Origin of the sequence: Arthrobacter sp. efr-133-R2A-120 (genome assembly GCF_030209835.1) — a bacterium.
Taxonomy (GTDB): Bacteria; Actinomycetota; Actinomycetes; order Actinomycetales; family Micrococcaceae; genus Arthrobacter.
Genome location: NZ_JARVRF010000052.1, coordinates 1 through 24306, shown reverse-complemented (window position 1 = coordinate 24306; position 24306 = coordinate 1). Strand labels below are relative to the sequence as shown.

The following is a 24306-nucleotide window of genomic DNA, read 5'->3' as shown; positions in this document are numbered from 1 at the left end:
TCCTTCCTCCACGGAGCCGGCCGGGCGCGCCTGACCGGAAGGGGCTGGCGAAGTCGACTGTACACGCGGGGTGCTTGCGCGACTACCCCTCGGAAGTGCCCGGGAACCGTTCCGAGTGGACGATCGGGAAGCTACCTAGGCACATCAGAAGCTGCACCTAAGGAAGCGTCGGAAGAACAAGTACTGACCACTCGTTTCAACGGCCGCTTGGGGTCGTAGCCTCGCAATTACGCGAGTGTGAATAAAAAGCCGGCACCGAGTGTCACCGCTGGAAACCCAGATCGGACTCCCCTTTCGAGCGGCACCTTCTTGGCCCACCAACGAGGGATCACCCGGCTGCTAGTGCATTACCTAGCCTGGGGAGGAGTTGACCATGAGTACCACGAATGAGCAGCGAGGGGCGACGGAATCGCCACGCGAGGGCCGCGCACGGCCCAATGCGAACGGGATACGGATCGGTAAGCACTTTCGCAAACGCTGGACCGCCTTCGGCAGCACGGCGCTGATGATTGCCGGCCTGCTGGCCGGGGTGGGATTCGCCGCTCCGGCTCATGCTGCCCCGAACACGGTAGTGTCGCTGACGTTCGATGACGGTAACGCGGACCAGTTGACGGCTGAAGCCACAATGAAGAGCCTGGGCTTGGTTGGCACGTTTTTCATCACCACCGGGTGGATCGACCAGCCCACCTACTTGACCACCGCTAACCTGCAGCAAATTGCCGCCGACGGCAATGAGATCGGCGGACACACCGTGACCCACCCGGATCTTGTGTCCCTGATCCCCGCCGAGTCGAGCCGGCAGATCTGCGACGGCCGCGTGGCCCTGATGAACATGGGCTTCAAAGTCACGAGTTTCGCCTACCCCTTCGCTTCCGAAGACCCGGCCACCGAGGCCTTGGTGAAAGGGTGCGGCTACAACAGTGCCCGTGGCCTGGGCGACGCCGCCAGCAAGGACCCCGCATCGGCGACGCTTCCCGCGGCCGACACCATCCCCCCGGTCAACGCCTACGACACGAAGGCGCCGGATGAGGTAGACAGCACGTGGACCCTGGCGAATCTGCAGAACCAGGTGACCCACGCCCAGACAACCACCGGCGGGTGGGTCCAACTGACCTTCCACCACATCGCCGTCGGCACGGACCCGACGCTGACCATCACCCCGACCCTGTTCACCCAGTTCGCCACTTGGCTGGCACAGCAAAAGGCCGCCGGTACCGTCGCTGTGCAGACCGTGGACCAGGTGGTCGGCGGCACCCAGCAGCCTGCGGTCGCGGGCCCCGCTCTACCTCCGCCGCCAGGGCCCGGGGTAAACATGATCCAAAACGCCAGCCTGGAAACCCTGGTCAACACCATCCCTCAGTGCTGGGCAGCCGGCGGGTACGGCACAAACACCCCGGCCTTCTCCATCGTCACACCCGGGCACACCGGTACGAACGCTGAACAGCTCACCGTCACAGGCTGGGTGTCCGGGGACGCGAAACTCCTGCCCGCCCTGGACCTCGGCGGATGCTCGCCGTCAGGAACACCAGGACATACGTATCAGCTGAAAGCCTGGTATAAATCCACCGCGGCGACCCAATTCGAAGTCTATTACCGTGTCGGTAACGGGTTCTGGGCATACTGGACCGCAAGTCCCCTGGTCCTCGCCGCGGCGAACTGGACCCAGATCACCTGGACTACGCCACCCCTGCCGGCCGGCGCTTCAGGCATCAGTTGGGGCCTGAACATCCAAACCAACGGCACCATCACCACGGACGACTACGAGATGTACGACAACGGCGCCTCGTTCGCCGACATCCCGCCAACATATCCGTTCTACAACGAGATCACCTGGCTCGCCGCCAACGGAATCACTACCGGGTTCCCGCAGCCCAACGGCACCACGCTGTTTGAACCGCTGCAGTCGATCAGCCGGGAAGCGATGGCAGCGTTCATCTACCGGTACAAGGGCAGCCCGGCGTTTACCGCACCCGCTGCGTCCCCGTTCACTGACGTTCCCACCACGGACCAGTTCTACAAGGAAATCACCTGGCTGGCCTCCACCGGCATCACCACCGGGTACCCAGGGCCGAACAACACGAGATCCTTCCACCCGCTGGATTCGGTGAACCGGGATGCGATGGCCGCGTTCCTCTACCGATTGAGCGGCAGCCCGGCGGTAACCCCGACCGTGACGTTCCTCGACGTTCCCGCCAGCTACCCGTTCTATAAGGAGATCAGCTGGCTCGCTGCCAACGGCATCACCACCGGCTGGGCGGTACCGGGAGGAGCGATATTCCAGCCCCTTCAACCCGTGCACCGCGACGCGACCGCTGCGTTCCTGTTCCGCCTCAACGCCAAGTTCCCGAGGGTCTGACGTAAGGGGAACCCGGGGTTCACGGCCCTGGGGTTCACGGCCCTGGGTTCAACATTTCGACCACTTTTGAACAGCTTTCCAGTCCGGGATCCCCGTATATTCGGGGATCCCGGACTGCTGAGCCGGCCAAAGGTGGTGGGATCTAGAGGCTCGACCCGCTGGGCGCGTCCGCCCGATAGAGGTTTTCGATGGTGGTGTCGGCAAGCGTCGGGCCGATTTTGGGGTACATCGTGCGGAGTTCCTTGACAGCCGCCTCGTGTCCTCGGCTGACATGGATGACGCGTAGCCAATTGATCTGCAGGCCGGAAAGGCGCACCCCGATCTTGGAAAATTGCCGGTGCTCCATGATGCGCCAAACGCTCACGGTCGCTTGGGCGAGTGCCAGCACGATGATCAACGGTGTGAAGTCACCATGTTGGTGTGAATCGAAAAAGAACGCCGCGGTGAACAAGAACGAAGCCCCGAGCGAGCCGGCACCGAAATTCTGCCATCTGAGCCAATCGAGGAAGTGCCCCGGGCGCAGCGGAGGAATCTCCCGGAGCGTCGCGTTCTCCGGAGTCGCTATCGAAATGACAGTGGACGCCAATAGCAGGCCACCCAACCACAGGTATGGACGGGCGGGATCTGCGATCTCTGGCACGGAAAGAAGCCCGGGCACGAGCACAGCGATGGGCAAGATCAAGGGAAAGGCGTCGGCCACCTGCGCCCGCACCAGGACCATCGGCTTGGACCAGAAGCGCCAGGTCAGCATGACGACACCCAAGATCAGGGCACCGACGGCATACAAGAAGGAAAGCAGAACAATCCTGCCGTTCTCCGGTCCAGGCGGCGCTGTGGCGGCCAGCCACATCCCGGCACAGCCCTCAAGCACCAGGGTGCTGCCTGCCACGATGGATATTGCTTTCGCATTCCGGATTTCGCGCATGAACTGTTCCTCCACGCCGAGGCAGCTCCCCCTGCGATCATCGAACGCCAATGCTTCCCAGGTGTCAACGATTCCGGCGTACCCTGATGCTATGGGCGCCGAAGTCCTGGATCTCAGGCTCACCACGGGCATCCGGATTCCGTGTATTGTCCACGGCGACGCCGATGCGAAGCCGCTGTTGCTATTGCACGCCTGGGGTGAATCCCGCCGTAGTTTTGACCGCCTCTTACCTCTGGTGACGGACTTCAGGGTCTATGCGCCCGACCTCCGTGGGCAGGGCGACGCCGAGAAGCCCGAGCACGGGTATTCGCTGATAGAACAAGCCGAGGACGCCGCAGCCATCCTGGATGCGCTCGGCGTGCACAGGGCGTTCGTCCTTGGTTCCTCCAGCGGCGGTTACGTAGCCCAGCAATTAGCCATCGGGTACCCCGATCGCGTCGCGGCGCTCGTGCTGGTGGGCACTCCCCTAAGCCTGCGGGGTCGGCCTGCTTTCGCAGACCAAGTCGCCACTCTCCAGGACCCCATCGACGAGGACTGGGTAAGGAATTCCCTGGCTTGGTTCCCGTTGCTGCACGCAATTCCTGCCTGGTTTATCGAGGACCGGGTACGCGACGGAGTCAGGATGCCCGCCCATGCGTGGAAGCGCATCCTCGATGGTTTGCGCACGGCAACTCCGCCCACCGAGTCCGGAACCATTCTCGCGCCCACCCTGATCTTGTGGGGCGCGCATGACGCCGTGCTGCCTCGAAGGCACCAGGAGGCCCTGGCGGCTCGAATACCAGGCGCCGTGTTGAAGGTTTATCCGGGGGTCGGGCACCTGGTCTTGTGGGAGTGTCCGGACCAGGTGGCAGCGGACACGGCCGCGTTCCTCAATCCCCTCGACTAACGGGCTCTCGCCGCGCAAACGGGCGGGCGTCGCCCAGATCCGGTCACACCCGCGCGGCACCCGCCCTCGGCACGAGTGCGCGCAGCCGGAGCCGGGCCGGTTCCTCGACGTACTTGAACAGCAGGTGGGTGGCCAAGGCAATCCCGAGCAGACACGTCGCCGCGAGCAGGTTCTCCACCAGGGGTCCGGCACCGTGCGGCCAGTCCCTGATGAGCCAGTAGAAGAGGTAGATGAAGAACATGTGGACCAAGTACAGACTGTAGGAGCTCCGCCCGCCGTACTGCAGCCACCGCGCGGACAACGCCGAGCCGAGCCATCCCCGGGTCAGGCTAAGCAGGGCGATGAGCAGCGGGAAGGCAAGCACAGCCAGGCGTCCGGGGCCCGGTTTTCCGGCCGTGGCCAGGAAGATGACGACGGCGGTTCCGGTCAGCAGGGCGCCGGGACCGGCGAGGGCGGGGTTGAACTTCATGCGGTCTACGTTCCGGGCGGCGATGCAAGCGAATGCGCCGGCAATGAAGCAGCATACGATCCGCAACAGCCATTCGTACGGCTGATGCCCGTCCGTGGCGACTGGCAGGTCCGGACCCCAGACGGCCGTCGGCAGGAGGACCAGGACAGAAGCTGCCAGCGCCGCCAACGGATGCAGCCCGCGCAGCCGGAACAGGACCAGGGCCAGTAGCGGAAACGCCAAGTAGGCCAGCCACTCGGCACTGACTGTCCAGCCCGGGCCGAACCAACTGGCGCCGTCGGTACCCGGTTGGAACCAGAGATGCATCATCAAGAGCTGCTTGGCCAGCCCCCACGGCGACAGGTCCGGAGCCTGGGTCTGGAGTGACCACTCGCGCACGGATTCCTGCGCGGTCCCGTACACGAACCATAGGCCCAGGACGCCCACCACCAGGGCGAACGCAGGCCACATCCGGGCGAACCGGGCCCAGACAAAGTCCGCTGCGGCTCGCCAGCGGAACCGTGGGCCGAGCCGGTCCAGGTAGGTGTAGGTGATGATGAAGCCGCTGAGCACAAAGAACACGTCCACGCCAAGGTCGCCGTAGGCAATGACGGGACGGAACAGCTCGTAGACGGGGGCGAGGAAGGTGTGCTGCATCGCTTGAAGATGGAAAAACACCACCCACAGCGCGGCAACAAAACGAAGTGCGGTGAGTGTCGCGAGATCCGGCCGGGACTGCTTTGCTTCGCTCTTCGGCAGGCGATTCCCCGCCCCGGAACCAAGCGGCTGGGCGCCGTGTGTGTCGGGTTTCCCAGAGGTCGGATTCGCAGTGGGGGCACGATGCGGAGGCGAGATGACTGAGAACATCCAATCCACCATACCGGAGGCACCTGACCGGAGTCTGGGAGCTGCCGACCCAACTAATCCCCACCGCCACCCTCGCCTCGCAAGTCCCCGCCGGCGAGGGTCCCTGCCGGTGGTTGGGCCCGAGCCGGTGTTGGGGCCCCGCCGGCGAGGGTCCCTGCCTGAGCTTGCGAAGGAGAGGGAGCCGGTGGGGACTAGTAGTTCCTGCGGTGCTTGAGTTTCGGGAGCACGACGGCGAACACCGCCGCCGCTGCCACGCCCAGGACGCCTGTGGCCCAAACGCCCGCCGCGAGCGACACTCCGGCAGTCAGGGCCGAGAGCAGCACGGGCCCACCTGTGGCACCGGCGTCGGAGATGAACCTCCACAAGCCGAGGAATTGCCCGCGTCCCTTCTCCGGGGAAAAGTCGGCCCCGAGCGTCATGATGAGTCCCGAGCTGATGCCGTTGCCGAAGCCGATCAGGAGCGAGGCGAGCAGCAGCCCCACAAACTCGGCGGATGACGGTATCAGGAACAAGGCCGCGCCCATGATGAGGGTGGACGGCACTGCGACCCACATGCGCCCCTTGCGGTCCATGAGCTTGCCGGCCGGATAGAACACGAGCATGTCGATCGCGCCGGACAAGCCGTAGATCAGCGACGCATGTGTTGCGTCCATTCCCAGGTGGTCCGCCCACAAGGGAATGACCACCTGGCGGGAGGCCCGCAGTGCGCTGAGCAGCAGGATCCCGGTCCCGACCGTCAGGAACACGCCCGCGTGGGAAACCGCGACGCCCCGGAGGGTGGGCTCGGGGCCCTTGCGGCCGCCGTCGACGTCGTCCGGCAACACAAGATCCGGGATGGTGAGGGACAGCACCGCGGCGGCAGCCATGCCCACCACGCCAACCCAATACGCGCCGCTGATGCCGGCGAACTGCATCACGGCCGCGCCGACGAACGGACCGATGAACACGCCGATCCGGGTGACGCCGCCCAACGTCGAGAGCGCGCGTGCCCGGTAGATAACGGGGACGGCTTCCGTGAGGTACTTCTGGCGCGCGAGGTTGAAGACGCTCGTGCACATCCCGACGACGGTCATCGCCGCGGCGAGCAGCCAGATGCCGTTGTGCGCAAGGAGCGGCGCGAATCCGGCGGTCAACAAGGCCAATGCTCCGGCGGCGCCTGCGGCTACGATGGCCCATCGTTCGCCGAACTTGATGGTGATGAGTGACGCAGGCAGGTTGAAGAACCAGGATCCCAGCCCGATCAGGGTGACCACCAACGCGGACACGGCCACGGAAGCGCCAAGGTCGCGGGCGGACAGCGCCACCACCGGAAGCACCGCGCCTTCGCCGATACAGAACAGCAAGGCGGGCCCAAAAGCGGGCAACGCGATGCTGCGGAGATTGAAGGGTTGAACGGTGCTGGTTGTCGTCATCCCTTTCATCCTAGGACGCCACCTCCTTTGCGACGCGCCAAATACCTGTCGCACAGGGAATTCCGGCAGCGCCAGGCACTCAGCGCAGCGCCAGGCAGTCAGCGCCTCATCGGGATCCACGCGGACGACGCCGGGGCACCCCTGCCGCTGCCAGCTTCCGTTCGAACACGCCGGGAGCCATGAGTTCTGCCCACACCCAACGGACGACGCCGCACCCCGTGGCACGGATCCGGTCCTCGCGCAGCTTCTCCTCGACGACGGCTTGAGCGGGGGTGCGTCCCTTGAGGAATTCCGGTTTCAGGTACTTATCGATGCCGTCGAACTCCCCGGCCAACCACACACCCTTCCAATAGAAGTCCGAATAGCCCACCAGGCCCGCTTCGTCGCGGAATTCACGTTGAAGAACTGGGGCCTCGAATCCGGCGACATGCATCAAAGCGCGGCTGTAGGATTCCCCCGCAGATCCGGACAGGGGATCTGCGAAATCGATCGCCGCTTGGATTCTCCGGGTGGCCGCCGCCGTGTAAATTCCATCCACTCCCGCCAGAAGTGCCTCTTTCGTGAATGGCGGGCAACCCCCTTTTCCGGTCGGATTTGAGGACGTGATCCAATGGAGCGATGGATTCGACGAACGGGGTGAAAGCGGCCAGATCCAGCACCGTGCGCACCCTGTCAGTCACCAGAAGTCCCTCTCGGCGATACACCTTGAGGCTGGCGGGGTCCGCGTAGTGGCGGGATATTCCGGCCCGAGAGCGGCCGCCGTCGTTCCTCAGGGTCACGGCCTGCACCGGATGATGCAGTCCGATGGTGGGGATACCCCATACAGACGCCGCCGAGTGTCTGGCGAAAATGGTCCGCGAGCTGGAGGTTTCGGCCGCAGCGTTGACCCGGACACGATATTGTTCCCACGGTTTCAGTGCGTCCCACGCAGCGCCGTCAACGTACACTCCTTGGCGGACGCGATGCAAGGCGCCCGCCTTGGCACTCCGAGCGAGTTCCTTGAGAGTCGTTCCGTGAAAAAGGTGATCTCGGCTGAGGATCAGTCGGGGCAACTGGGTCATGCCTACGAACCTGCCACGTGGATCGAGGCCCGCGACAGCACCGAATTCCCCCATGTGGACAACTCCAAGGAAACAATCCCGACGCGTCCCGTGCCTGACGCCCCCGGAATTCCTGACGCCCCCGGAATTCCCGTTGCGTCAGGAATTCAGCGCAGCGCAGGGCAAGAAGCGCAGCGCCTACTTCAGGAAGCCGGCGTCGAACGAGTTCAGGTCGACGTTGATGCCGTTCAGGGTGTGTTCGAACTTCTGCTGGATCCCCACGCGCATAGTGCCAGCCGTGTTCCAGCCGCCGTACTGCACAGGGGCCGGTGCCAGGTAGTCCGCGGTCCAGCCGGCGTAGTTGAGGTTGCTCGTGTCGGTATCCCACAGGGGCACGTCCGAGAATGCGGTGCTGTTGCCCATCAGTCCGGGCCACATGCCGCTGCCACTGTAGATCACGGGCCGCACGCCCAGGCTCCGCACGCCATCCACCATGGCCCGCGTGACCAAGGATCCACCGGGTTCGATGTCCAGGGCGAAAAACTGCAGTTGGGACATGTACGGGCCGGCGGCTTTGATCCCGTTCTCCCAGCACGAAGCGTCACGTGTGTAGACCGCGATCTTGAGGCCGGCGTCGAGCGCCATCTTCAATTGGGCCTGGGTCTGTTGCCACGGGGTGCACGTGCCCCAAACCGTAGAGTGCATCACGTAGAGACGGAAGCCCTCGGCGTAGGCCTGGCGGAACCAGTTGGGGTCGGTGATGGCCGCGGTGGTGTCAAGCACCTTCACGGAGCCATCTTTGGGCACGACGACGGCGGACGCGGGTGCGGAGGCAGGCTGCGGCGCGGCGGGCACGACGACGGCGGGGGCGGGTGCGGCGGCCGGCTGCGGTGCGGCGGGCGGTGCTGGAGTTGGCGCGGCGAGCGGGGCCACCTCAGCGGCGGGTGCGGCGTTCGCGATTGGCGCGGGGTCGGCGTCGGGCGCTGTGTTGGTGGAAGGTCGAGTGCCACTGGCGCCCGTCAGTCCGAGGAGAAGCACGGCAGCGAACAAGAAGGCAAGTTTTTTGGGAATCAAATGAGGCTCCTGGGTGCTGGCCTCGGGTTCAGAAACGGGCGCAGCAGGGTGTCATGAAGGCACGGGATTGGTGCACCATGCCCGGGCCCAGTTCCCGGTCATGGCGAGGACGCCCAGCAAACGCGAATGACGTCCAGGTGCAACTCTAGGGAAATCCCGGCGGCAGCGACAATTTGCAATCCACGTAGTAGTCGAGTAAAAACCCGCTGACTCCCGCGAAAACCAAGTAGTAAATAGAGTGTCGGCGGCGTCACCCTAAGCAATAACTAAGTAGCCCCACCCAACTGACTAGCACTTAATGTCGTTTTGCCCCCTCTTAACGACAACAAATGCGAGCTAGTTGGGCGGGGCGACCGAAAAGGGGAGCCGCTACACGTACCCGTCCACGATCGCGGCCGCGATCTCTTTGTATGCACGGCGGGTATCGGGGCGCAGGACGTCCAGGGTAACCAGGTCACCGTCGGCCACTCCCCTGTCATGCGGTACGGCGATCAACTGGCGGCAGATCCCGGAGAGGTGTTCCTCGATGGCGTCCTTGTCCACGCGGGACGACACCTCGTCCTTGTCCGTGATGACCACGATCGCGTTGCGGGCCAGGTCCTCGTAGCCATGGCTCGCAAGCCACTGCAGGGTGCTGCGGGCACGCTTGGCACCGCTCACGGCATAGCCGGCGGCGATGATGAGGTTGTCGGCCGATTGCAGGATGCCGCTCATCGCATTGTGCGTGACGCCGGTGCCGCAGTCCGTCAGCGCTACGGAGTAGTAGCCCGAGATCAGCTCCCTGATGCGCAGGTATTCCTCGGCGGTCAGTGAGTCCGAAACTTCCGGGTCCTGTTCGCCGGCGATGAGGTGCAGTCGGCCGGCATGGTGCATGTACCGGGCCAGCGCCGTGAGCGAATCGACGTTGTCGACGTTCTTGAGCAGGTCCGTGATGGTGCGCGGCGTGGCCTTCTGGTAGATGCCCTCACCCAGGGCGCGCTCCACGAGGTCGCCGGAATCCGGGTTGGCGTCGATGGCGCAGGGCGGGTCGCCGCGGAATTCCGCCAAGGTGAGGCCCACGCCCACCGTGGTGGAGGTCTTGCCGATGCCGCCCTTGAGGCTCAGGATGGCCGTGTTGTAGCTGCCTTGGAGCTGCCGGGAAATGCGCCGCGCCAACTCGTCCTCTTCGCGCTGCTTGGCGCTCGGGCCGAGGTTCCAGGCGCCGCCGCTCAGCTTGTACAGCATGCCGCGGAAGCCACCGATGGGACGCGGCTTCTGTTCCCGCACGAAGGAACCCGGCGAAGAAATGAAGTCGGAAATCGGAGCGCTGGCGGCTGCGGCGCGTCCGGCCCGTGCGGCAGCCGGGGGGACAGCGCCCGACGCCGGTGCTGCCGCCGTCGGGATCTCGCGGCGTGGTTCCTCAGGGCTCGCGTCGCCGCTGGCCGGGTCGGTTACGGTCCCGGCGGACGCGTCAGCGGCTGCTGCCGCTTCAGCCCACGATCTGCTTTGGAGCGGGGCAGGAGTGGATGCGGACGCGTCGGAATCGTTCGGCGTAATGATCGGCATGGTTCCTGTCCAGGGGTCACCCTCTTCGCGGCGGCGATCGCGGCGTCGACGAAGTTCGGGCTGCCCTTCGTTAGATGCAGCGGCGCTGGCTTCGTTGTCCACAGAATCCGGCATGGTCTTGTCCCCTAGGATTCGCAGCGTTGTGCGCCGCGGCTCTCGTTTGAATTGCTTCAACCAGCAATTCTAGGTGGAGACCGTCACAAACCCGTCATAGCAGGCGGGCCGCGCAGTTTGGACAGCAGTTTTGGGCTTGCGCTCAAGCCGCCGGGCCAGACGACGGAACCCCGCCGGCGCCGAAGGCAATGTCGAGAAGCCCGACGTCGATCGCGTCGCCGCTGTTGTCGAGGTCGACGTGGCGGGCGCCTTTCCACTCGCAGGCGTTGGCCTGGGACGCGGTCCAGAATTGTTCCCAGTTATTTAGCTTCCACTCGTCGCGCTCATATCCACGGGCTACAAGGCGCGCCCTCACGGCCTCCCCATTTGTTCGAACATGCACCACGATCAGCTCGGCCTCGGCCCAATGGTGCTCCCGCCGGGCGTTGATGAGGTAGTCCGGATCGGCGAAGAACTTGCCAAAGGGCGCGTCCAGCACCACGGAGCGGCCGATGCCCAGGTTGTCACGGGTGAGGTCCAAAATGGACGCGTATTCCAGCGGCAGGATGGACCGCTGGTAGAACTCATTATTGTCGCGCTCGTTCGGATCGGAGCCGTTGAGTGTCAGCAGCAGCTCCGTGAATCGCTTGGTGGCGGTGTCCTTGTCGATGTAAGCGGCACCGTAGTGTTCGGCGAGGAGCTTGCTGACGCTCGACTTGCCGGAGCCCGCCGGCCCGATCACGAAAAATACCTGCGGCATGGTTATCTTCAACTGTCTGTTCTGCATTGAACTCTGGATCAAATTCTTTCAACAAAGGGCTGTGGCGGGTAGGCATTGCTGCCGTCCCCGCCACAGCGCCGAGGCTAGGCCGTAACTGTGGCCCGGCGGTCCTTGACGAAGAAACCGTAGGAGAGTGCGCCCACCACCAGCAGGACTCCGCCGATCAGGAAGACCAGGGTGTAGTTGCCGCCGGTCTGGGTGAGGATGAACCCTGTGACGATCGGGGCGAGTGCCGCACCGAGGAAGCCGCCGAAGTTCTGGATGGCGCCCAGGGATGCAACCTGCGTGGGTTCTGCGATGTCCGCGGCCAGCGTCCAGAGGACACCGATCGGCACCTGGGCGGCGAAGTAACCGACGGAGAGCAGGACGATAGCCAGTGCGGAGTTGTCAACGTAGGCAACGGGCAGGACGGCTGCGGCGGCGAGGAGCGCGCCTCCAACGATCGGGAGCTTGCGGGCGGTGACGGTAGGAATGCCGCGGCGGATGGCCCTGCTGGAGATCACGCCGCCGGTCAGCACACCGATGATGCCGCAGAGAAACGGAAGGGCTGCGAGCCATCCACTCTGGCTGAGGCTGAAGCCACGGGCGGTCTGCAGGTAGCTCGGGAGCCAGGTGAGGTAGACCCACACCGTGTAGAAGATGCCGAACGCGCCCAGAACCATGAACCAGGTGTTCTTCTGCTTGAGCAGTTCGCCCCAGCCGGCTTGCTTTTCCCTGGGCTTGGCCTGCTCTTCGAACTCGGCACCCTTGATGAGGAACTGTTCCTTGAGGGTGGGGTCACGGTAGACGCGGAGCCACACGAGGGCGACGATTACGCCGAGTGCGCCGATGACGACGAACATGCCACGCCAGCTCATGGTCAGCAACAGGAAGGTCAGCAGCGGTGGGGCAATGGCGTTGGCAATCTGCGAGCCGGTGTTGACGATCGAGACAGGCAGGGCGCGCTCGGTCTTGTTGAACCAGCGATCGGCAACCTTCAGACCCGAAGTGAAGAATGGGGATTCGGAGATACCCAAGGCCACACGGGCGGCGTACAGGAAGCCGAAGGAGTTGGCGAGGGCTGAGAGCATCGAGATGATGGACCAGAGTCCGGCCGCCCAGGCGAACATGCGCTTGGGACCATATTTGTCCACAAGGTAGCCGGCCGGCAGGTTGGCAATAGCGTACGGCCACGAGAACGCCGAAAGCAGCAACCCCATCTGAAGCGCGTTGAGGCCGAATTCCTTGGCGATCGTGGTGTTGGCGATGCTGAGGTTGTTTCGGTCCAGGTAATTCACGATCCCGCCGATGACCAGCAGGGCTACCAGGTACCACCTGATTCTGACGCGCCTCAGGGGATTGGTGTCCGTGGCGTCTATATCTGCTGATGCTTGGCTCATGCAGCTCACTCCTTTGTGTTCTGACCGACGGTCTTTGTCGGGTTGTGCTTTCGCCGGCTCCTGCCGGATTTGTTTGCCGGCCGGTGCCGGACTCCGGCTGCGCCGGGTTTTCGGCTAGCGCCGGGCTTCGTCGATCGCTGCGAGGAAGGTCTGTGCAGCGCGGGCAACGAGTCCGTAGTCGCCGTCGTTCTGGGCCGCCTTTGTCACAAAACTTCCCACGCCGACGGCGGTCACACCCGCGTCGAACCAGGCGCCGACATTCGCGGGGGTAACTCCGCCGGAAGGCATGATGGGCGCCTGCGGCAGGGGCGCAAGGATGGTCTTGACGTATGAAGGCCCGCCCAGTTCAGCGGGGAACAGCTTGATGATGTCCGCCCCGGCTTCCAGGGTGTTGACGACCTCTGTGGGGGTGAACGCTCCGCTGGCAGTGACGGCTTGGTGGCGGTTTCCTGCGGCGATCATCTTCGGATTGAACTGCGGGCTGACCAGCAACCGCGCGCCCGCAGAGATGCTGGCAAAGGCAGCCTCTGCGTCGAGCACGGTACCGGCACCGATCACGATGCCTTGGTCCCCGTATTTGTCGGCAAGCCGCTCGATGACTCCCAGGGCGCCGGGAACAGTCAACGGGACCTCCACTGCACGGATGCCGCCCTCGATGGCAGCTTCAGATACGCGGTAGGCCTCGTCGGCACTGTCCAGGCGGGCAATCAGCAAGGCGCCGGTGCGGACGATGGTCTCTAGTACTTCAAATTTGGTTAACATTGATTAAGAGATTACCCCAAATATTCACAAATCGGAACAGTCTGTGAAAACTTGTTAAGACTCCAGTGACCGGAGGCTCAGCTGCTTCGCGTGGAAGTCGAAATGCTGCGTGGCATACGCGTAGGTGTCCGCGAGGGTCATGTCAGCTGTGAAGAAGGGGTCCCACCGGGTCGGGAAGGGCATCGACCTGGCCAGGGAGTCCGGGGTTTCGCGTTCGAGTCGGCGGGCCAGCGCAGCGATCGTCTTTTCGAGTTTCCGGCCCATCCGGTGCCGGTCGTAGACCATGGCGGCTGCAACCGATCCCCAATAGTTCACGACGTCGAACGGGCCGGTAGCCGCGTTCAAACCGGCGGCGAATCCCCTACCCCAGGATCGGGGCAGGCGACTCATGACGCGGACCAAAGGCAAGAGGGACCTGACGATCATGTACCCGAAGACCATGTGGAAGAGCAGTTCCTCGTTGGTCCAGCGGGTACCGTTACTCTTGCGTTGCAGATCCGACGGCGTCGCGCTCGCCAGCCAACTGTTCAGCTCCCGAAGGGCCCGTCGGTATCCTGCGAGGCATTCTTCCCGGGCCGGATCCATGGCTCCAGTGTCCCGCAATCGGCGGCGGAAGAAGCGCTGATCGTGTCAAGTGTTTTCCGGCCCCGGCGGGTCGGTCAAATCTGGTCCGGTGCGGCAGGGCCCGTAAAAAGCTTCATGCCCTCGGAAACGAACCTGCGTTCATCCTGTTTCAGGCGGTGAGCGGATATCCTCCGCGGATCCAGGCCAGCATCTCGGCGTCAATCTCTGAAGGGTCCTTCAGGATGACTTCGTTATGCCACCGGTTAGCAGATACCCGCTCGGCGCGGTGCACACGATCAGATTCGAGTTGCCTGTCCAAAACAATGTTGACCAGAATCCCGCCTCGGCGGGGATGGATCCCCAGAAACGCGCGCCCGTGAGCGACATGGAACGACGAGGCGTTCTCCTGCAACTCACACCCGTCAAGCGCAGAAATCTGATCGAGGAGGGCACCGTAAACGCCCGAGGAAACGGGATCGCCATCAATGCGTTCTCTTGCGGTACGTGCCATTCTGCCAGCATAAGGCGAAGGCTTGTCTCCGAGCCTATGGCCCATGCCTCACCCTCCTCCGGTTACCCCCGTGCCGGACCGCCACCGGACGGATCGAGAGGCCCTCGACCCGGGCGAAGTGGGGCTAGAAATAACCGCCCTACCAGGGGCGTCTCAACCTGTCACAGTCAAAACGCCGACGGCTTAGTTTTCCACGAGTTCGGCGTAGAGCTTTTGGACGCGGGCATTGATGTCGTCGCGGACCAGGCGCATGCGGTCCATGCCTTCGATGCCACGAGCGGAGGGTTCGTCGGTTTCCCACGTCAGGACGCGGGCCGTGCCGTGGCGTTCGAGTTTGGCTTCGGTGCCCAAGACAACGACGACGTCGGCGGCGTCCAGCACGTCGTCCGTGATGGGTTTGGGGTGCTCGCCGGCGATCCCGATACCGAGCTCCTTCAAGGACTCCACGGATTCTAGATTCAAAGAGCTTCCGGGATTTGTGCCGGCCGAGTAGACAGCGACGGCGTCGCCGGCAAGGTCTCGCATGAGTGCCGCAGCGAGTTGGGATTTGCCGCCGTTCTTGCTGCAGACGAACAGGATATGTCGGGTCTTACGGTTTTCGGTCATGAATGTCATTCTTCCTGCTGTTCGGATGCGCTCAGCAGCGCATGGTGGGTGCTCAGAGTTCGCCGGAGCGTCCGTGGGTCCGGCCGGTGGGGAACCCGACGAGGACCGGCTCGGGAGCGGCGCAGCAGCCGGCGTCTTCGGACGATGCCCTGGTGTTCGTGGCGGGGACGTCGCAGCTGGCGCCGGCATCGGTGGAGCAGACGCCTGTTTCGGGCAGTTCAAGCTGGACGGTGTCAGCGGCTGCCTGGTCTCCGGCGAGGGCGGCAGCGATGGAGCGGACCTGTTCGTAACCGGTGGCCAGCAGGAAGGTCGGGGCACGGCCATAGGATTTCATGCCCACGATGTAGAAGTCCTTCTCAGGGTGCGCCAGAAGCCTCGCGCCGTGCGGAGGCACCGTGCCACAAGAATGGAATTCGGGATCGATCAGCGGGCCGAGCCCCACAGGTGCTTCGACGGCGGGGTCAAGGTTGAGTCGGAGTTCGCGGAGCATGTCCAGATCGGGGCGGAAGCCGGTGCGAGGCACGACGACGTCGACCTGTAGCGTGCGGCCGTCGCCTGCGGTGACGGTCAGGTGGGAGTCCAAGGATTTTAGCGAGCTGATGCCGAATCCGGTGTGCAATTCGATCTTTCCAGACTCCACAAGGCGCCGAAGCCTTCCGCCAAGCTGACCGCGGGCAGGTAGCCCATCGGCGTCCTCGCCGCCATAGACCTTTTCGGCGGAAGCGCCCCGGACTGCCCACAGGATTCGGGTTCCGGGCTCGTCCCTTGTGAGCTCCGTCAGGTTTATGAGGGTGTTGGCGGCAGAGTGTCCGGCACCGACTACCAGGACACGGCGTCCGGCGAAGGACTCGCGATCGCGACCTGTCACGTCCGGCAGAGGTGAGGAGATCCAGGCAGCTGCGGCGTGTTCACCGATGGCAGGCAGCCCTGAGGTGCCCAAGGGGTTGCGGGTAGACCACGTTCCGGAGGCATCGATCACACCTGACACCCGGTAGTCGCGGGTCCCACCGCCGTCGTGCTCAACCCGCACAAGGAATGGTGTGGAGTCGCGTTCACAGACGTGCGTCTTGTCCAGCCCTACGCGGGTGACCGCGCCAACCCGCGCACCGGTCTGGAGCCGGGAGCGGATGGCAGGAAGGGCCGACAAAGGTGCCAGGTAGTTGTCGACGAGTTCCCCGCCGTATGGCAGTGCGGTCAGGCGCGGCGTCTCCCAGCCGGACGCCTCCAACAATCTCACGGCCGCGGCGTCGAGGTTGAAACGCCAAGGTGAGAACAGGCGGATGTGCCGCCAGTGTTCGATCGCGGCGCCCGCGGTCGGGCCCGCTTCGAAGATCACCGGTTCCAGTCCACGCTCCAAGAGGTGCGCGGCTGCGGCCAGGCCGATGGGCCCGGCTCCGATCACGGCAATGGGAAGCTCGTTCATTGAATCCGGGCTCCTCTGTTTCATCCATGGACTTACTACGGTGCTGCGCTACTTTGCGGCAGGGGTGAGGGACTCGATCAGGCCCTCGATGCGGGTCCTGATCTCGTCCCGGATCGGACGGACGGCTTCGATGCCCTGGCCGGCCGGGTCTTCGAGGACCCAGTCCTCGTAGCGTTTACCGGGGAAGTACGGGCATTCGTCGCCGCAGCCCATGGTGATGACGACGTCGGATTCCTTCACGGCTTCGGTGGTGAGGATCTTTGGGATTTCGGCGGACATGTCGATGCCAAGCTCGGCCATGGCCTCGACGGCGGCGGGGTTGACCTTGTCAGCGGGCTGGGACCCGGCGGAACGGACCTCAATCCGCCCATCAGCAAGGGCGGTGAGGAAAGCGGCAGCCATCTGGGAACGCCCGGCGTTGTGGACACAGACGAAGAGAACGGAGGGTTTCTTGACAGTTTCAGTGCTCATGAGAGGACCTTTCGATCGGGTGCAGAAGCCGGCAAAGCCAAGGGTAAAGGCGCAGGCAACGCCACAATGGCTGGGTACAGCGCGCGGATCAGGAAGAACCCGCCCGCGCCGCCCAGCAGCTGGGCGAGGATGAACGCCGGGGCGGAGGCCGGGGCAATCCCGGCGAAGGTGTCTGTGATGGTCCGGGCCACGGTTACGGCAGGGTTTGCGAAGCTGGTGGAGCTGGTGAACCAGTAGGCGGCGGTGATGTAGCCGCCGACGGCGAACGCCACGCGGTCGGCCCGCCCGGAGCGGATGGTGCCGAAGATGACCAGGAGCAGCCCGATAGTGGCGATGACTTCGCCGAGCCACAGCCCTCCCCCGGCGCGTTCATGCGTGGAGAGTGTCACGGCGTCGAGGCCGAACATCAGGTTGGCGAGCGCGGTCCCTGCCAGGCCTCCGACGAACTGGGCAGCGATCAGCGCCAAGGCGGTGGGCGTATCCAGGATCCCCAGGGCGCGCTCCACCAAAGTGACCACTGGGTTGAAGGATGCCGAGACCGGCTGCAGCGCCAGGATCAATGCCACGAGAGCGGCGCCGGTGGCGACGCTGTTCTGCAGGAGCTGCAGTCCGACGTCGTTCGAGGACAGTCGCGAGGCCATGACGCCGGACCCCACCACGGCCATCACGAGGAAAGCGGTGCCTGCGAACTCCGCCACGGACCGCCGCGTCAGCACGCTCATTGGCCCTGTCCCCCGATCAAGGCCGCCAGGCCGGACAAGGCATCGGGGCGTGCGCGGTAGTAGACCCACACGCCGCGCTTTTCGCGCTCCAACAGCCCCGCTTCGTGCAGGACCTTCAGGTGGTGGCTGATGGTCGGCTGTGACAGCTCAAAGGCGTCGTTCAAATCGCATACGCAGGCTTCGCCGCCCTCGTGGGATGCAACGAGCGACATTAGCCGCAGCCGCACCGGATCGCCCAGCGCCTTCAGCAGGGGCACGATCCCCGCGGCTTCCGATTCCGAGAGCGGTTCCCTGGCTAGCGGCGAACAACACTCCACCGTTTGGACGGGCGTTAACTGCAAAGACATAGACACTCGTAAATATTCACATCTGTCGATGTTTAAGGCAAGGCCGCGGCGACAACGAAGTCTTCCGGCTCTCCGGCAAGCACAAATCGGAACACTGTGTGAAAACTTGTTAAGATGGGGTTGTCCATCGCGAAGGAGCAACTTTGAGTTCGTCAACATCACCTCCCCTGATCCCGGAGCAGCGCCATCAGGAGATTCTTCGCTTGCTTCGCCGCGAGGGGGTGCTGAGCATCCGCAGCCTCACGGAATCCATGAACGTCTCCCACATGACCATCCGGCGCGACATTACAGCCCTCGAAGATGCCGGGCATGTGTTGTCGGTCCAAGGAGGCGTGCGTTTGGCGGAGGGGACCAGCCAGGAACCTCCCCGGGAGAGGGAATCCCGAGCGCAGCTGGAGCTGCCGCGGAAAAAAGCAATCGCCGAGCTTGCGTCCCAGTTCGTCGAAGACGACATGGTCCTGTTCCTCGACGCCGGTACAACCTGCCAGTCCGTAGTCCCCTATCTGGGCGCCCGGAAGAACATCACCGTGGTCACCAACGATTTTTACGTGGTCACGTCCCTATTCGCGTACCCGAACGTTGAGACCATCCATACCGGCGGCGTGGTGGATGCTTCCAGCGCCTCAAGCTCAGGCCGCATGGCGGCCGACGCCATCAAGCACATCAACATCGATCTGTTCTTCATGAGCACGGGCGCATGGAGCCTGTCCCGCGGCGTCACGACGCCGTCCATGGACAAAGTGGAAATGAAACTGGCCGCGCTCGAGTCAGCGTCGCGCTGCTTCCTGCTGGCGGACAGCACCAAGTTCGGAACCTTTGCGAAGTTCCGGGTCGCGCCGATCGAGCAACTCGACGCCGTTGTCACCGACGATGAACTGGCACAGGACACCCGGGATAACATCCAGGAATTGGGCGTCACAGTGCACGTCGCGGCAGCGAACGGTTCCGGACGCTAAACACCGACGTCCAACGCCGGCGTACCCCTACGCCGATCCGGCCCGTTTCCGGCGGTCGTTCTTGCCGCGGAGGTCGCGGTTCAGGCGGCGGTCACCGTGGTAGAGCAGCGACTCCCAGTCGACCTGTTCCGGGGTTTTGGGGATGATGGCCGGCGGCTGCGCTTTCGGCTTTTTGGGCTCGACGTACAGCCAGTTCAGCACGCCAAGGTACATGTCCACTCCGGAGTTGGCCAGTCCGATGTAGGCCCGGATCGCTCCGGCGGCCATGACGGCGTTGAAGGCAGCGAATGCCGCATTGCCCCAGTTTCCGAGTTGCCAGTTGCGCCAAACGGTCAACAAGGAGAACGCGACGATCAAGTACGGAGCGAGGACGTAGAGTGCCGGGGCCGCGGTGCGGTCCTTGACCTTCGGGGTGCGGACGAACGGGATCTTGTCTCCCGTGAGCGCTTGCTGGAGGGACTTCAGGACGCCGGCAAGATTGACCGGAAGGAGAACGAGGTTGAAGCCATAGATCCGGAAGATGTCGCTGAACCGGTGCCCGCAGTCCCGCAGGTCGCTGCCCATCGCCAGGAAGTAGGGCAGGGCCGCAAGGAAGACCAAGGGGCTGAGGAGACGGCTGTCGTAGGGGTACGCGAGGAGGAACAGCAGCCCGAAGCTCGCCCAGGTGATGGAGGCCATGTAGTTGACCCGCAGAAGGATTTCGCGGAAGAGCAGGGGCCGGGCTTGGCGGGTGCGGTTGCGGATCTGTTCCCAGAGTTTGGGCAGGATCAGCAGTCCGCCGTTGGCCCAGCGCCGCCGCTGCACCACGAGCGATCCAAAGTCCGGCGGAGTGGCGCTGTAGCTGAGCCTCTCCGGGTAGTTGGCCAGGGTCCAGCCGTGCTTGCCAAGGTCCACGCTGGACTCGGTGTCTTCGATGACGGTGCGGTCCTGGATGTACGTTCTGACTTCAAACCCGCCCACCGTCGAGATCTCGACGATGTCTTCCAGGGCGCGTTTGCGGATCACGGCGTTCGCCCCCACCCAGAACGTCGCGCCGTATTGGGTCATCCCTTGGTGCTGGATGTGCTGGATGTCCGTGGTGGCCCCGGCGATGCGTTCGATCCGGGTCGGGGCGCCACGGAAGGAGGAATACGGGGTCTGGGTGACGGCTACCTGCTCATTGCCCGGGGATTCGAGGAGATGAACCAGGCGGAGGCAGTAGTCGCGCAGCAGCATCGAGTCCGCGTCCAGCGTCAGGACGTAAGTGGTGTCCGGGACCGACAGCACATCGCCGTCGTCGACCCCTGCGGGCCGCAAGACGGTGCCGTCGGCTGTCTGTTCCGGGTGCCAGGTCCCGCCCATGAGCGAAAGGTAGGCGTTCAGGTTCATTGCCTTGTTGGCCTCGTGGGAGAGGCTCGCGAACCGCTTCCGCTCGAACGTGGACACCCGGGCGTTGAAGATCCAGGTCAGCCGCGCGTACAGCTCAGCAATGCGTTCCGGGCCGGGCGAGGTCCGCTGTGCGTTGGCGGCCGTCAGGGCCAGGATCACGAGGCGTAGTTCCCGGGCCAGGCCCATGAGGACCAGGTCCACGAAGAACTCATCCACGTGGTCCTCGACGGACTCGGTCTCGGCCATAGCTTCGAGCCATTCCGCAGCGTATTGGTATTCGGCGATCAGCCGCTCAACTTCGGTGCCGGCGTTAGTGCCGGCCCCCGGTTCAGGTTCTTGATCACGACGACGACGGCGGTACCTCGCGTAGGCGGCGTTGACCCTGGCCGCTGGTTCCTTGAGGGTATCCGTGATCTGGCCGGCGAGCGCGCGGGTGGCTTCGAGGCGCCGGAGCACGTCGGGGTCTTCCGGGAAGGGGGGATCATCGAGAAGCAGCACGACGCTCAGGTCCGGGAATTCCTGCAGGACCGCGGACCACATGGTGCCGCGGACTACTTCCGGTTCTTCCGCGTAGGAAGGAATCAGCACCGTGATGCCCTCGGAGTAGTCGAAGAAGTGCCGGTCCAGCTCCCCTCGGGGAACCCGTCGGTGGGCCCGGAAGCGGGTCAGGGCGCCTTGGCGGGCGGTGAGGTACATCAGGGCCGAGAACGTCAGGAAGGACACCACCACCAAGTAGGAGAGGGATTCGGCGCCGAAGCGGAATCCGGCGCCGGGGTTGTCCACCAGCTGTTTGAGGACGGTCGTGACCACATAGCCGACCCAGGCGAGCACGGTGGTGAGGACGCCGATCCGGCCGAGGACGATTTTGCGCCGCGATGGTGCCGGGTGGACGATCGAGAGCGGTTCAGAGCGTTTCTCTGCTCCCCACTGACGCTTTCGGGCTTTTGATGACTGCCCGTCAGCCGTTCCTTGGTCATCGGGGCGTAGCAGCACGATCTGATCCGACATGAATCCCCATTCGCCGTCCGTGCGCCCCCAGCGGACGCGCGGCACAATGCAGGCGTAATGTGACGGCCCGCACTACAGTGCGCCCCTATGATAGGCGAACGACGCGTAGTTGGGACAAGACTCGTGGAAATGCTACGCCAAGCTGCGCAGCTACCACCGGAGTGAGCTCTTTCCCGGACATCCGCGAAGTCCTATTCGAATGCTCTGGGGGTATCTCTGTGTCGAAGCGCTTTCCCGGCCGGCGGCTGTCCGTCCTGCGTTTGGGCATCCTTTGCGTCATCGTGGTCGCGGCGGTCACGGCGGGCTACCTCGGCCTCCGCAACGTCCAGGATGTCAGTGCCGCCGCATCCATGCCTTCGGTGTTTTCCGGCTATGTGGACGTGACGGCGACGCCGCGCTTCGCGTTCGAAGATCCAGCCGTCCCCAGCGCGAAAGCCGTGGTGCTCTCCTTCGTCGTCGCCGATCCGAAGCAGGGCTGCGCCCCGTCCTGGGGTGCGGCGTATAGCCCGGACCAGGCAGCTTCCGACCTCGACTTGGACCGGAGGATCGCCCGTCTCCGTCAGCTTGGAGGGGCCACAGCGGTTTCCTTCGGCGGGATGAACAACAACGAACTTGCGGTTTCCTGCAAAGACACGAAGGCCCTGACAGACGCCTACCGGCAGATTGTGGATCGCTACGACGTCGCGACGGTAGATCTCGACGTCGAAGGCGTCGCCTTGGGCGACATAGCCGCTGCTGACCGACGGGCGCAGGCCATTGCCGCCCTTCAGAAGGAGCGCAAAGCCAGCGGCAAGCCCCTCGCCGTCTGGCTGACCCTTGCGGCCGACCCGGACGGCCTCACGAGCCAAGGCCAGGTCATCGTGGCGCACACTCTCGCGGGCGGCGTAGAACTGGAGGGCGTGAACATCATGACGATGGATTTCGGCGCCAGTAAGCCTGCAGCTTGGAGCATGTCCCGTGCCGCGGAATCAGCTGCGGATGCGGCCCACGGACAGCTCGCCGCCCTCTACCGCAACGCAGGAACCGACTTTGGCAGCGAAACCCTCTGGCGCAAGCTTGGCCTGACCGTCATGGTGGGCCAGAACGATATCGCCGGCGAAATATTCACCCTCGATGACGCAGCCACCATGAACAGCTTCGTCAAAGACAAGGGCCTCGGCAGATTGTCGATGTGGTCCATGAACAGGGACAGGACGTGCAGCCCCAACTACCCCGATTTGAGCAAGGTCTCGGACAGCTGCAGCGGGGTGGTCCAGGGTTCCCAACTGTTCTCTGCCACCCTTGCCAATGATGTGGCGTTGCCTACGCCGGCTGTAGTTCCATCGCCTACAGCCACTGCCTCAACCAGTGCGACGCCCACCACCGATGACCCGGCGACCAGCCCTTATCCGATATGGAGCACCTATGCCGCATACACCGCGGCGGACAGGGTGGTCTGGCACGGCAGCGTCTACGAGGCAAAATGGTGGACCCGCGCCGACGTCCCGGACAACCCTGTCCTCCAGGGCGGCGCCACCCCATGGAAACTCGTGGGTCCGGTGCTGCCCGGAGACAGGCCAAGCCCCAAGGCGACGGTGCCCCCGGGAACCTTCCCGGCGTGGGCGCCGGAGACGATCTATCACAAGGGCGACCGCATTCTCTTCGAAGGCTCCGCGTTCGAGGCCAAGTGGTGGACTCAAGGAGATAGCCCGGAAGCCGCAATCCAGGGTGCCCCGGACTCCCCGTGGGCAAAATTGACCCCAGCCCAGATCCTGACCCCGTCGCCCACCACGCCAGCTCCCTGAACTTAGGCGCGAACTGGCAGCAGATGCCCTCAAAATCGCTTCCTGAGGGCATCTGCTGCCTGTTCGGGGTGGGGTTGGGACGAAGCGGCAGACGCCGTCCCCCAAATGCGTTTGCAAGCTCATGCCCCGTTAATGTCCGGCAGCCCCGAAAGTGTAACTAACCGCTTGACGTTGAGTGAGCTGCGTGGCCTTAGCCTGGGCGAAGGGCAATTCCTACGACGGGTTTTGCAACTTGAGTTTCATGCCGGGCTTGAAGGAGGCAGTGTCCTCGGGGGACAGCGAAAACATCCCAGGGAGCTTGTTGTCAGTCACCAACTGCCTGACTGGTATCCCAAAACGAGCTGCGACGGCACCGGGGTTATCGCCGGCCTGCACAATATAGACATCCGGTTGGCCCGACGCGTCCTTCTCGTATTCGCCACTGGCTCCCGGCCGCTGATAGTCGACTCCCCGCAGATCAACGACAGTCCCTGGTGCCGGCTCGGCGTCTATGGCCTTCGCCTGAAATGCTTTGAGGCTTTCTTCCTTGAGCTCGAATGCTTTCGCAATAGACGCCCAGGTATCCCCGGCGACCGTCGTGTACTTCACCGGCAGCTTGTAGGAACTCAGACTCACCTTGCCGGCCACCTCAGGCAAGGGCGCACTGGAACTGGATGCACTAGCCACCGCGGCTTGAGGTGACGGGGAAATACTGGGGGAAGGTGCGGGCTCCGAATAGGCACAGGATGCCAGCAACATTGCCGACGCGGCCAGCAAAGAGAGCGATCCTATCGTCCGTACATGGAAGCTGCCGGTACGAATGTAAGCCTTCAAACCATCCCCCTGAGTTGCGCCGCCGCCCACGGCAGCACGATGCGTGCTCAGTCAAAGATTAACCCAAGCCAGCTCACACCGGGGCGAGCCATACTGCCGCAGCCCAGGGTTCTTAGGTGCAGGTGAATTGTCCGGTCTTGGGTGTGCCGGTCCAGGTGTTGCTGG

The 24306-nt window shown here is 64.0% G+C and carries 22 protein-coding genes; 4 read left to right on the top strand and 18 right to left on the bottom strand.

What is annotated here, in order from left to right:
- Positions 1 to 373: 373 nt before the first annotated feature.
- On the top strand, positions 374 to 2356 hold the full coding sequence (locus QRN52_RS20205; RefSeq protein WP_284755320.1) for an S-layer homology domain-containing protein: 1983 nt from the start codon (positions 374 to 376) through the stop codon (positions 2354 to 2356).
- 142 nt (positions 2357 to 2498) lie between these two features.
- On the opposite strand, the gene QRN52_RS20200 is transcribed toward QRN52_RS20205, so the two are convergent.
- Complete coding sequence (locus QRN52_RS20200) at positions 2499 to 3281, bottom strand: hypothetical protein (protein ID WP_284755319.1); 783 nt, start codon at positions 3279 to 3281, stop codon at positions 2499 to 2501.
- Between the two features lie 91 nt (positions 3282 to 3372).
- On the opposite strand from QRN52_RS20200, the gene QRN52_RS20195 reads away from it, so the two are divergent.
- Positions 3373 to 4167 (top strand): alpha/beta fold hydrolase, encoded by a 795-nt coding sequence (locus QRN52_RS20195; protein ID WP_284755317.1) that lies wholly within the window; start codon positions 3373 to 3375, stop codon positions 4165 to 4167.
- A gap of 43 nt (positions 4168 to 4210) precedes the next feature.
- Here the strand turns inward: QRN52_RS20195 and QRN52_RS20190 are convergent, their stop codons facing one another.
- The 15 genes from QRN52_RS20190 to QRN52_RS20120 form a co-directional block, all read right to left on the bottom strand.
- Positions 4211 to 5482, bottom strand: a complete 1272-nt coding sequence (locus QRN52_RS20190) for an acyltransferase family protein (RefSeq protein WP_284755315.1) — start codon at positions 5480 to 5482, stop codon at positions 4211 to 4213.
- A gap of 191 nt (positions 5483 to 5673) precedes the next feature.
- Positions 5674 to 6894, bottom strand: a complete 1221-nt coding sequence (locus tag QRN52_RS20185; protein WP_284755314.1) for an MFS transporter — start codon at positions 6892 to 6894, stop codon at positions 5674 to 5676.
- A 106-nt stretch (positions 6895 to 7000) separates the two neighbouring features.
- On the bottom strand, positions 7001 to 7432 hold the full coding sequence (locus QRN52_RS20180) for a hypothetical protein (protein WP_284755312.1): 432 nt from the start codon (positions 7430 to 7432) through the stop codon (positions 7001 to 7003).
- A 700-nt stretch (positions 7433 to 8132) separates the two neighbouring features.
- Positions 8133 to 9008 carry a glycoside hydrolase family 25 domain-containing protein gene (locus QRN52_RS20175; protein WP_284755311.1) on the bottom strand — a complete coding sequence of 292 codons (876 nt, stop codon included), beginning with the start codon at positions 9006 to 9008 and terminating at the stop codon, positions 8133 to 8135.
- Positions 9009 to 9377: 369 nt separating this feature from the next.
- Complete coding sequence (locus tag QRN52_RS20170) at positions 9378 to 10667, bottom strand: MinD/ParA family ATP-binding protein (RefSeq protein ID WP_284755310.1); 1290 nt, start codon at positions 10665 to 10667, stop codon at positions 9378 to 9380.
- Positions 10668 to 10809: 142 nt separating this feature from the next.
- Entirely contained in the window at positions 10810 to 11406 is a 597-nt protein-coding gene (locus QRN52_RS20165; RefSeq protein WP_284755309.1) for a P-loop nucleotide/nucleoside kinase family protein, read from the bottom strand.
- A gap of 104 nt (positions 11407 to 11510) precedes the next feature.
- Positions 11511 to 12806 (bottom strand): MFS transporter, encoded by a 1296-nt coding sequence (locus tag QRN52_RS20160; RefSeq protein WP_284755307.1) that lies wholly within the window; start codon positions 12804 to 12806, stop codon positions 11511 to 11513.
- A 114-nt stretch (positions 12807 to 12920) separates the two neighbouring features.
- Positions 12921 to 13568, bottom strand: coding sequence for a bifunctional 4-hydroxy-2-oxoglutarate aldolase/2-dehydro-3-deoxy-phosphogluconate aldolase (locus tag QRN52_RS20155; protein WP_284755305.1), 648 nt, complete (start codon positions 13566 to 13568; stop codon positions 12921 to 12923).
- 54 nt (positions 13569 to 13622) lie between these two features.
- On the bottom strand, positions 13623 to 14153 hold the full coding sequence (locus tag QRN52_RS20150; protein WP_284755304.1) for a DinB family protein: 531 nt from the start codon (positions 14151 to 14153) through the stop codon (positions 13623 to 13625).
- 148 nt (positions 14154 to 14301) lie between these two features.
- On the bottom strand, positions 14302 to 14643 hold the full coding sequence (locus tag QRN52_RS20145) for a DUF5655 domain-containing protein (protein ID WP_284755303.1): 342 nt from the start codon (positions 14641 to 14643) through the stop codon (positions 14302 to 14304).
- Positions 14644 to 14826: 183 nt separating this feature from the next.
- On the bottom strand, positions 14827 to 15258 hold the full coding sequence (locus tag QRN52_RS20140) for an arsenate-mycothiol transferase ArsC (RefSeq protein WP_502869738.1): 432 nt from the start codon (positions 15256 to 15258) through the stop codon (positions 14827 to 14829).
- Positions 15259 to 15301: 43 nt separating this feature from the next.
- Entirely contained in the window at positions 15302 to 16672 is a 1371-nt protein-coding gene (locus QRN52_RS20135; RefSeq protein ID WP_284755301.1) for an NAD(P)-binding domain-containing protein, read from the bottom strand.
- A gap of 48 nt (positions 16673 to 16720) precedes the next feature.
- Positions 16721 to 17143: an arsenate reductase ArsC gene (locus QRN52_RS20130; protein WP_284755300.1), complete on the bottom strand. Its 423-nt coding sequence runs from the start codon at positions 17141 to 17143 to the stop codon at positions 16721 to 16723.
- Positions 17140 to 17865, bottom strand: coding sequence for an aquaporin (locus tag QRN52_RS20125; RefSeq protein WP_284755299.1), 726 nt, complete (start codon positions 17863 to 17865; stop codon positions 17140 to 17142). Before QRN52_RS20125 ends, QRN52_RS20130 begins: the two co-directional genes overlap by 4 nt.
- A complete protein-coding gene (locus QRN52_RS20120; protein WP_284755369.1) occupies positions 17862 to 18212 on the bottom strand; it encodes an ArsR/SmtB family transcription factor in 351 nt (116 codons plus the stop codon). The genes QRN52_RS20125 and QRN52_RS20120 overlap by 4 nt, the downstream gene beginning before the upstream one ends.
- 143 nt (positions 18213 to 18355) lie before the next feature.
- Here QRN52_RS20120 and QRN52_RS20115 point away from each other — a divergent pair, with 143 nt between their 5' ends.
- The gene (locus tag QRN52_RS20115; protein WP_284755297.1) at positions 18356 to 19168 is read left to right on the top strand and encodes a DeoR/GlpR family DNA-binding transcription regulator; all 813 of its coding nucleotides are present in this window, start codon (positions 18356 to 18358) and stop codon (positions 19166 to 19168) included.
- A 27-nt stretch (positions 19169 to 19195) separates the two neighbouring features.
- Here QRN52_RS20115 and QRN52_RS20110 read toward each other — a convergent pair whose 3' ends face one another.
- Positions 19196 to 21544 carry a glycosyltransferase family 2 protein gene (locus QRN52_RS20110; RefSeq protein ID WP_284755296.1) on the bottom strand — a complete coding sequence of 783 codons (2349 nt, stop codon included), beginning with the start codon at positions 21542 to 21544 and terminating at the stop codon, positions 19196 to 19198.
- 218 nt (positions 21545 to 21762) lie between these two features.
- Between QRN52_RS20110 and QRN52_RS20105 the strand changes: the two genes are divergently transcribed.
- Positions 21763 to 23328 carry a chitinase gene (locus tag QRN52_RS20105; protein WP_284755295.1) on the top strand — a complete coding sequence of 522 codons (1566 nt, stop codon included), beginning with the start codon at positions 21763 to 21765 and terminating at the stop codon, positions 23326 to 23328.
- A gap of 213 nt (positions 23329 to 23541) precedes the next feature.
- Here QRN52_RS20105 and QRN52_RS20100 read toward each other — a convergent pair whose 3' ends face one another.
- Positions 23542 to 24171 carry a LysM peptidoglycan-binding domain-containing protein gene (locus QRN52_RS20100; RefSeq protein WP_284755293.1) on the bottom strand — a complete coding sequence of 210 codons (630 nt, stop codon included), beginning with the start codon at positions 24169 to 24171 and terminating at the stop codon, positions 23542 to 23544.
- Between the last annotated feature and the right edge of the window lie 135 nt (positions 24172 to 24306).

Coding starts and splice junctions, on each gene's coding strand:
- QRN52_RS20170 (WP_284755310.1), bottom strand. CDS start 10,667: ATGCCGGATTCTGTGGACAACGAAGCCAGCGCCGCTGCATCTAACGAA.
- QRN52_RS20155 (WP_284755305.1), bottom strand. CDS start 13,568: ATGTTAACCAAATTTGAAGTACTAGAGACCATCGTCCGCACCGGCGCC.
- QRN52_RS20150 (WP_284755304.1), bottom strand. CDS start 14,153: ATGGATCCGGCCCGGGAAGAATGCCTCGCAGGATACCGACGGGCCCTT.
- QRN52_RS20185 (WP_284755314.1), bottom strand. CDS start 6,894: ATGACGACAACCAGCACCGTTCAACCCTTCAATCTCCGCAGCATCGCG.
- QRN52_RS20145 (WP_284755303.1), bottom strand. CDS start 14,643: ATGGCACGTACCGCAAGAGAACGCATTGATGGCGATCCCGTTTCCTCG.
- QRN52_RS20195 (WP_284755317.1), top strand. CDS start 3,373: ATGGGCGCCGAAGTCCTGGATCTCAGGCTCACCACGGGCATCCGGATT.
- QRN52_RS20125 (WP_284755299.1), bottom strand. CDS start 17,865: ATGAGCGTGCTGACGCGGCGGTCCGTGGCGGAGTTCGCAGGCACCGCT.
- QRN52_RS20205 (WP_284755320.1), top strand. CDS start 374: ATGAGTACCACGAATGAGCAGCGAGGGGCGACGGAATCGCCACGCGAG.
- QRN52_RS20165 (WP_284755309.1), bottom strand. CDS start 11,406: ATGCCGCAGGTATTTTTCGTGATCGGGCCGGCGGGCTCCGGCAAGTCG.
- QRN52_RS20130 (WP_284755300.1), bottom strand. CDS start 17,143: ATGAGCACTGAAACTGTCAAGAAACCCTCCGTTCTCTTCGTCTGTGTC.
- QRN52_RS20160 (WP_284755307.1), bottom strand. CDS start 12,806: ATGAGCCAAGCATCAGCAGATATAGACGCCACGGACACCAATCCCCTG.
- QRN52_RS20135 (WP_284755301.1), bottom strand. CDS start 16,672: ATGAACGAGCTTCCCATTGCCGTGATCGGAGCCGGGCCCATCGGCCTG.
- QRN52_RS20200 (WP_284755319.1), bottom strand. CDS start 3,281: ATGCGCGAAATCCGGAATGCGAAAGCAATATCCATCGTGGCAGGCAGC.
- QRN52_RS20110 (WP_284755296.1), bottom strand. CDS start 21,544: ATGTCGGATCAGATCGTGCTGCTACGCCCCGATGACCAAGGAACGGCT.
- QRN52_RS20190 (WP_284755315.1), bottom strand. CDS start 5,482: ATGTTCTCAGTCATCTCGCCTCCGCATCGTGCCCCCACTGCGAATCCG.
- QRN52_RS20140 (WP_502869738.1), bottom strand. CDS start 15,258: ATGACATTCATGACCGAAAACCGTAAGACCCGACATATCCTGTTCGTC.
- QRN52_RS20120 (WP_284755369.1), bottom strand. CDS start 18,212: ATGTCTTTGCAGTTAACGCCCGTCCAAACGGTGGAGTGTTGTTCGCCG.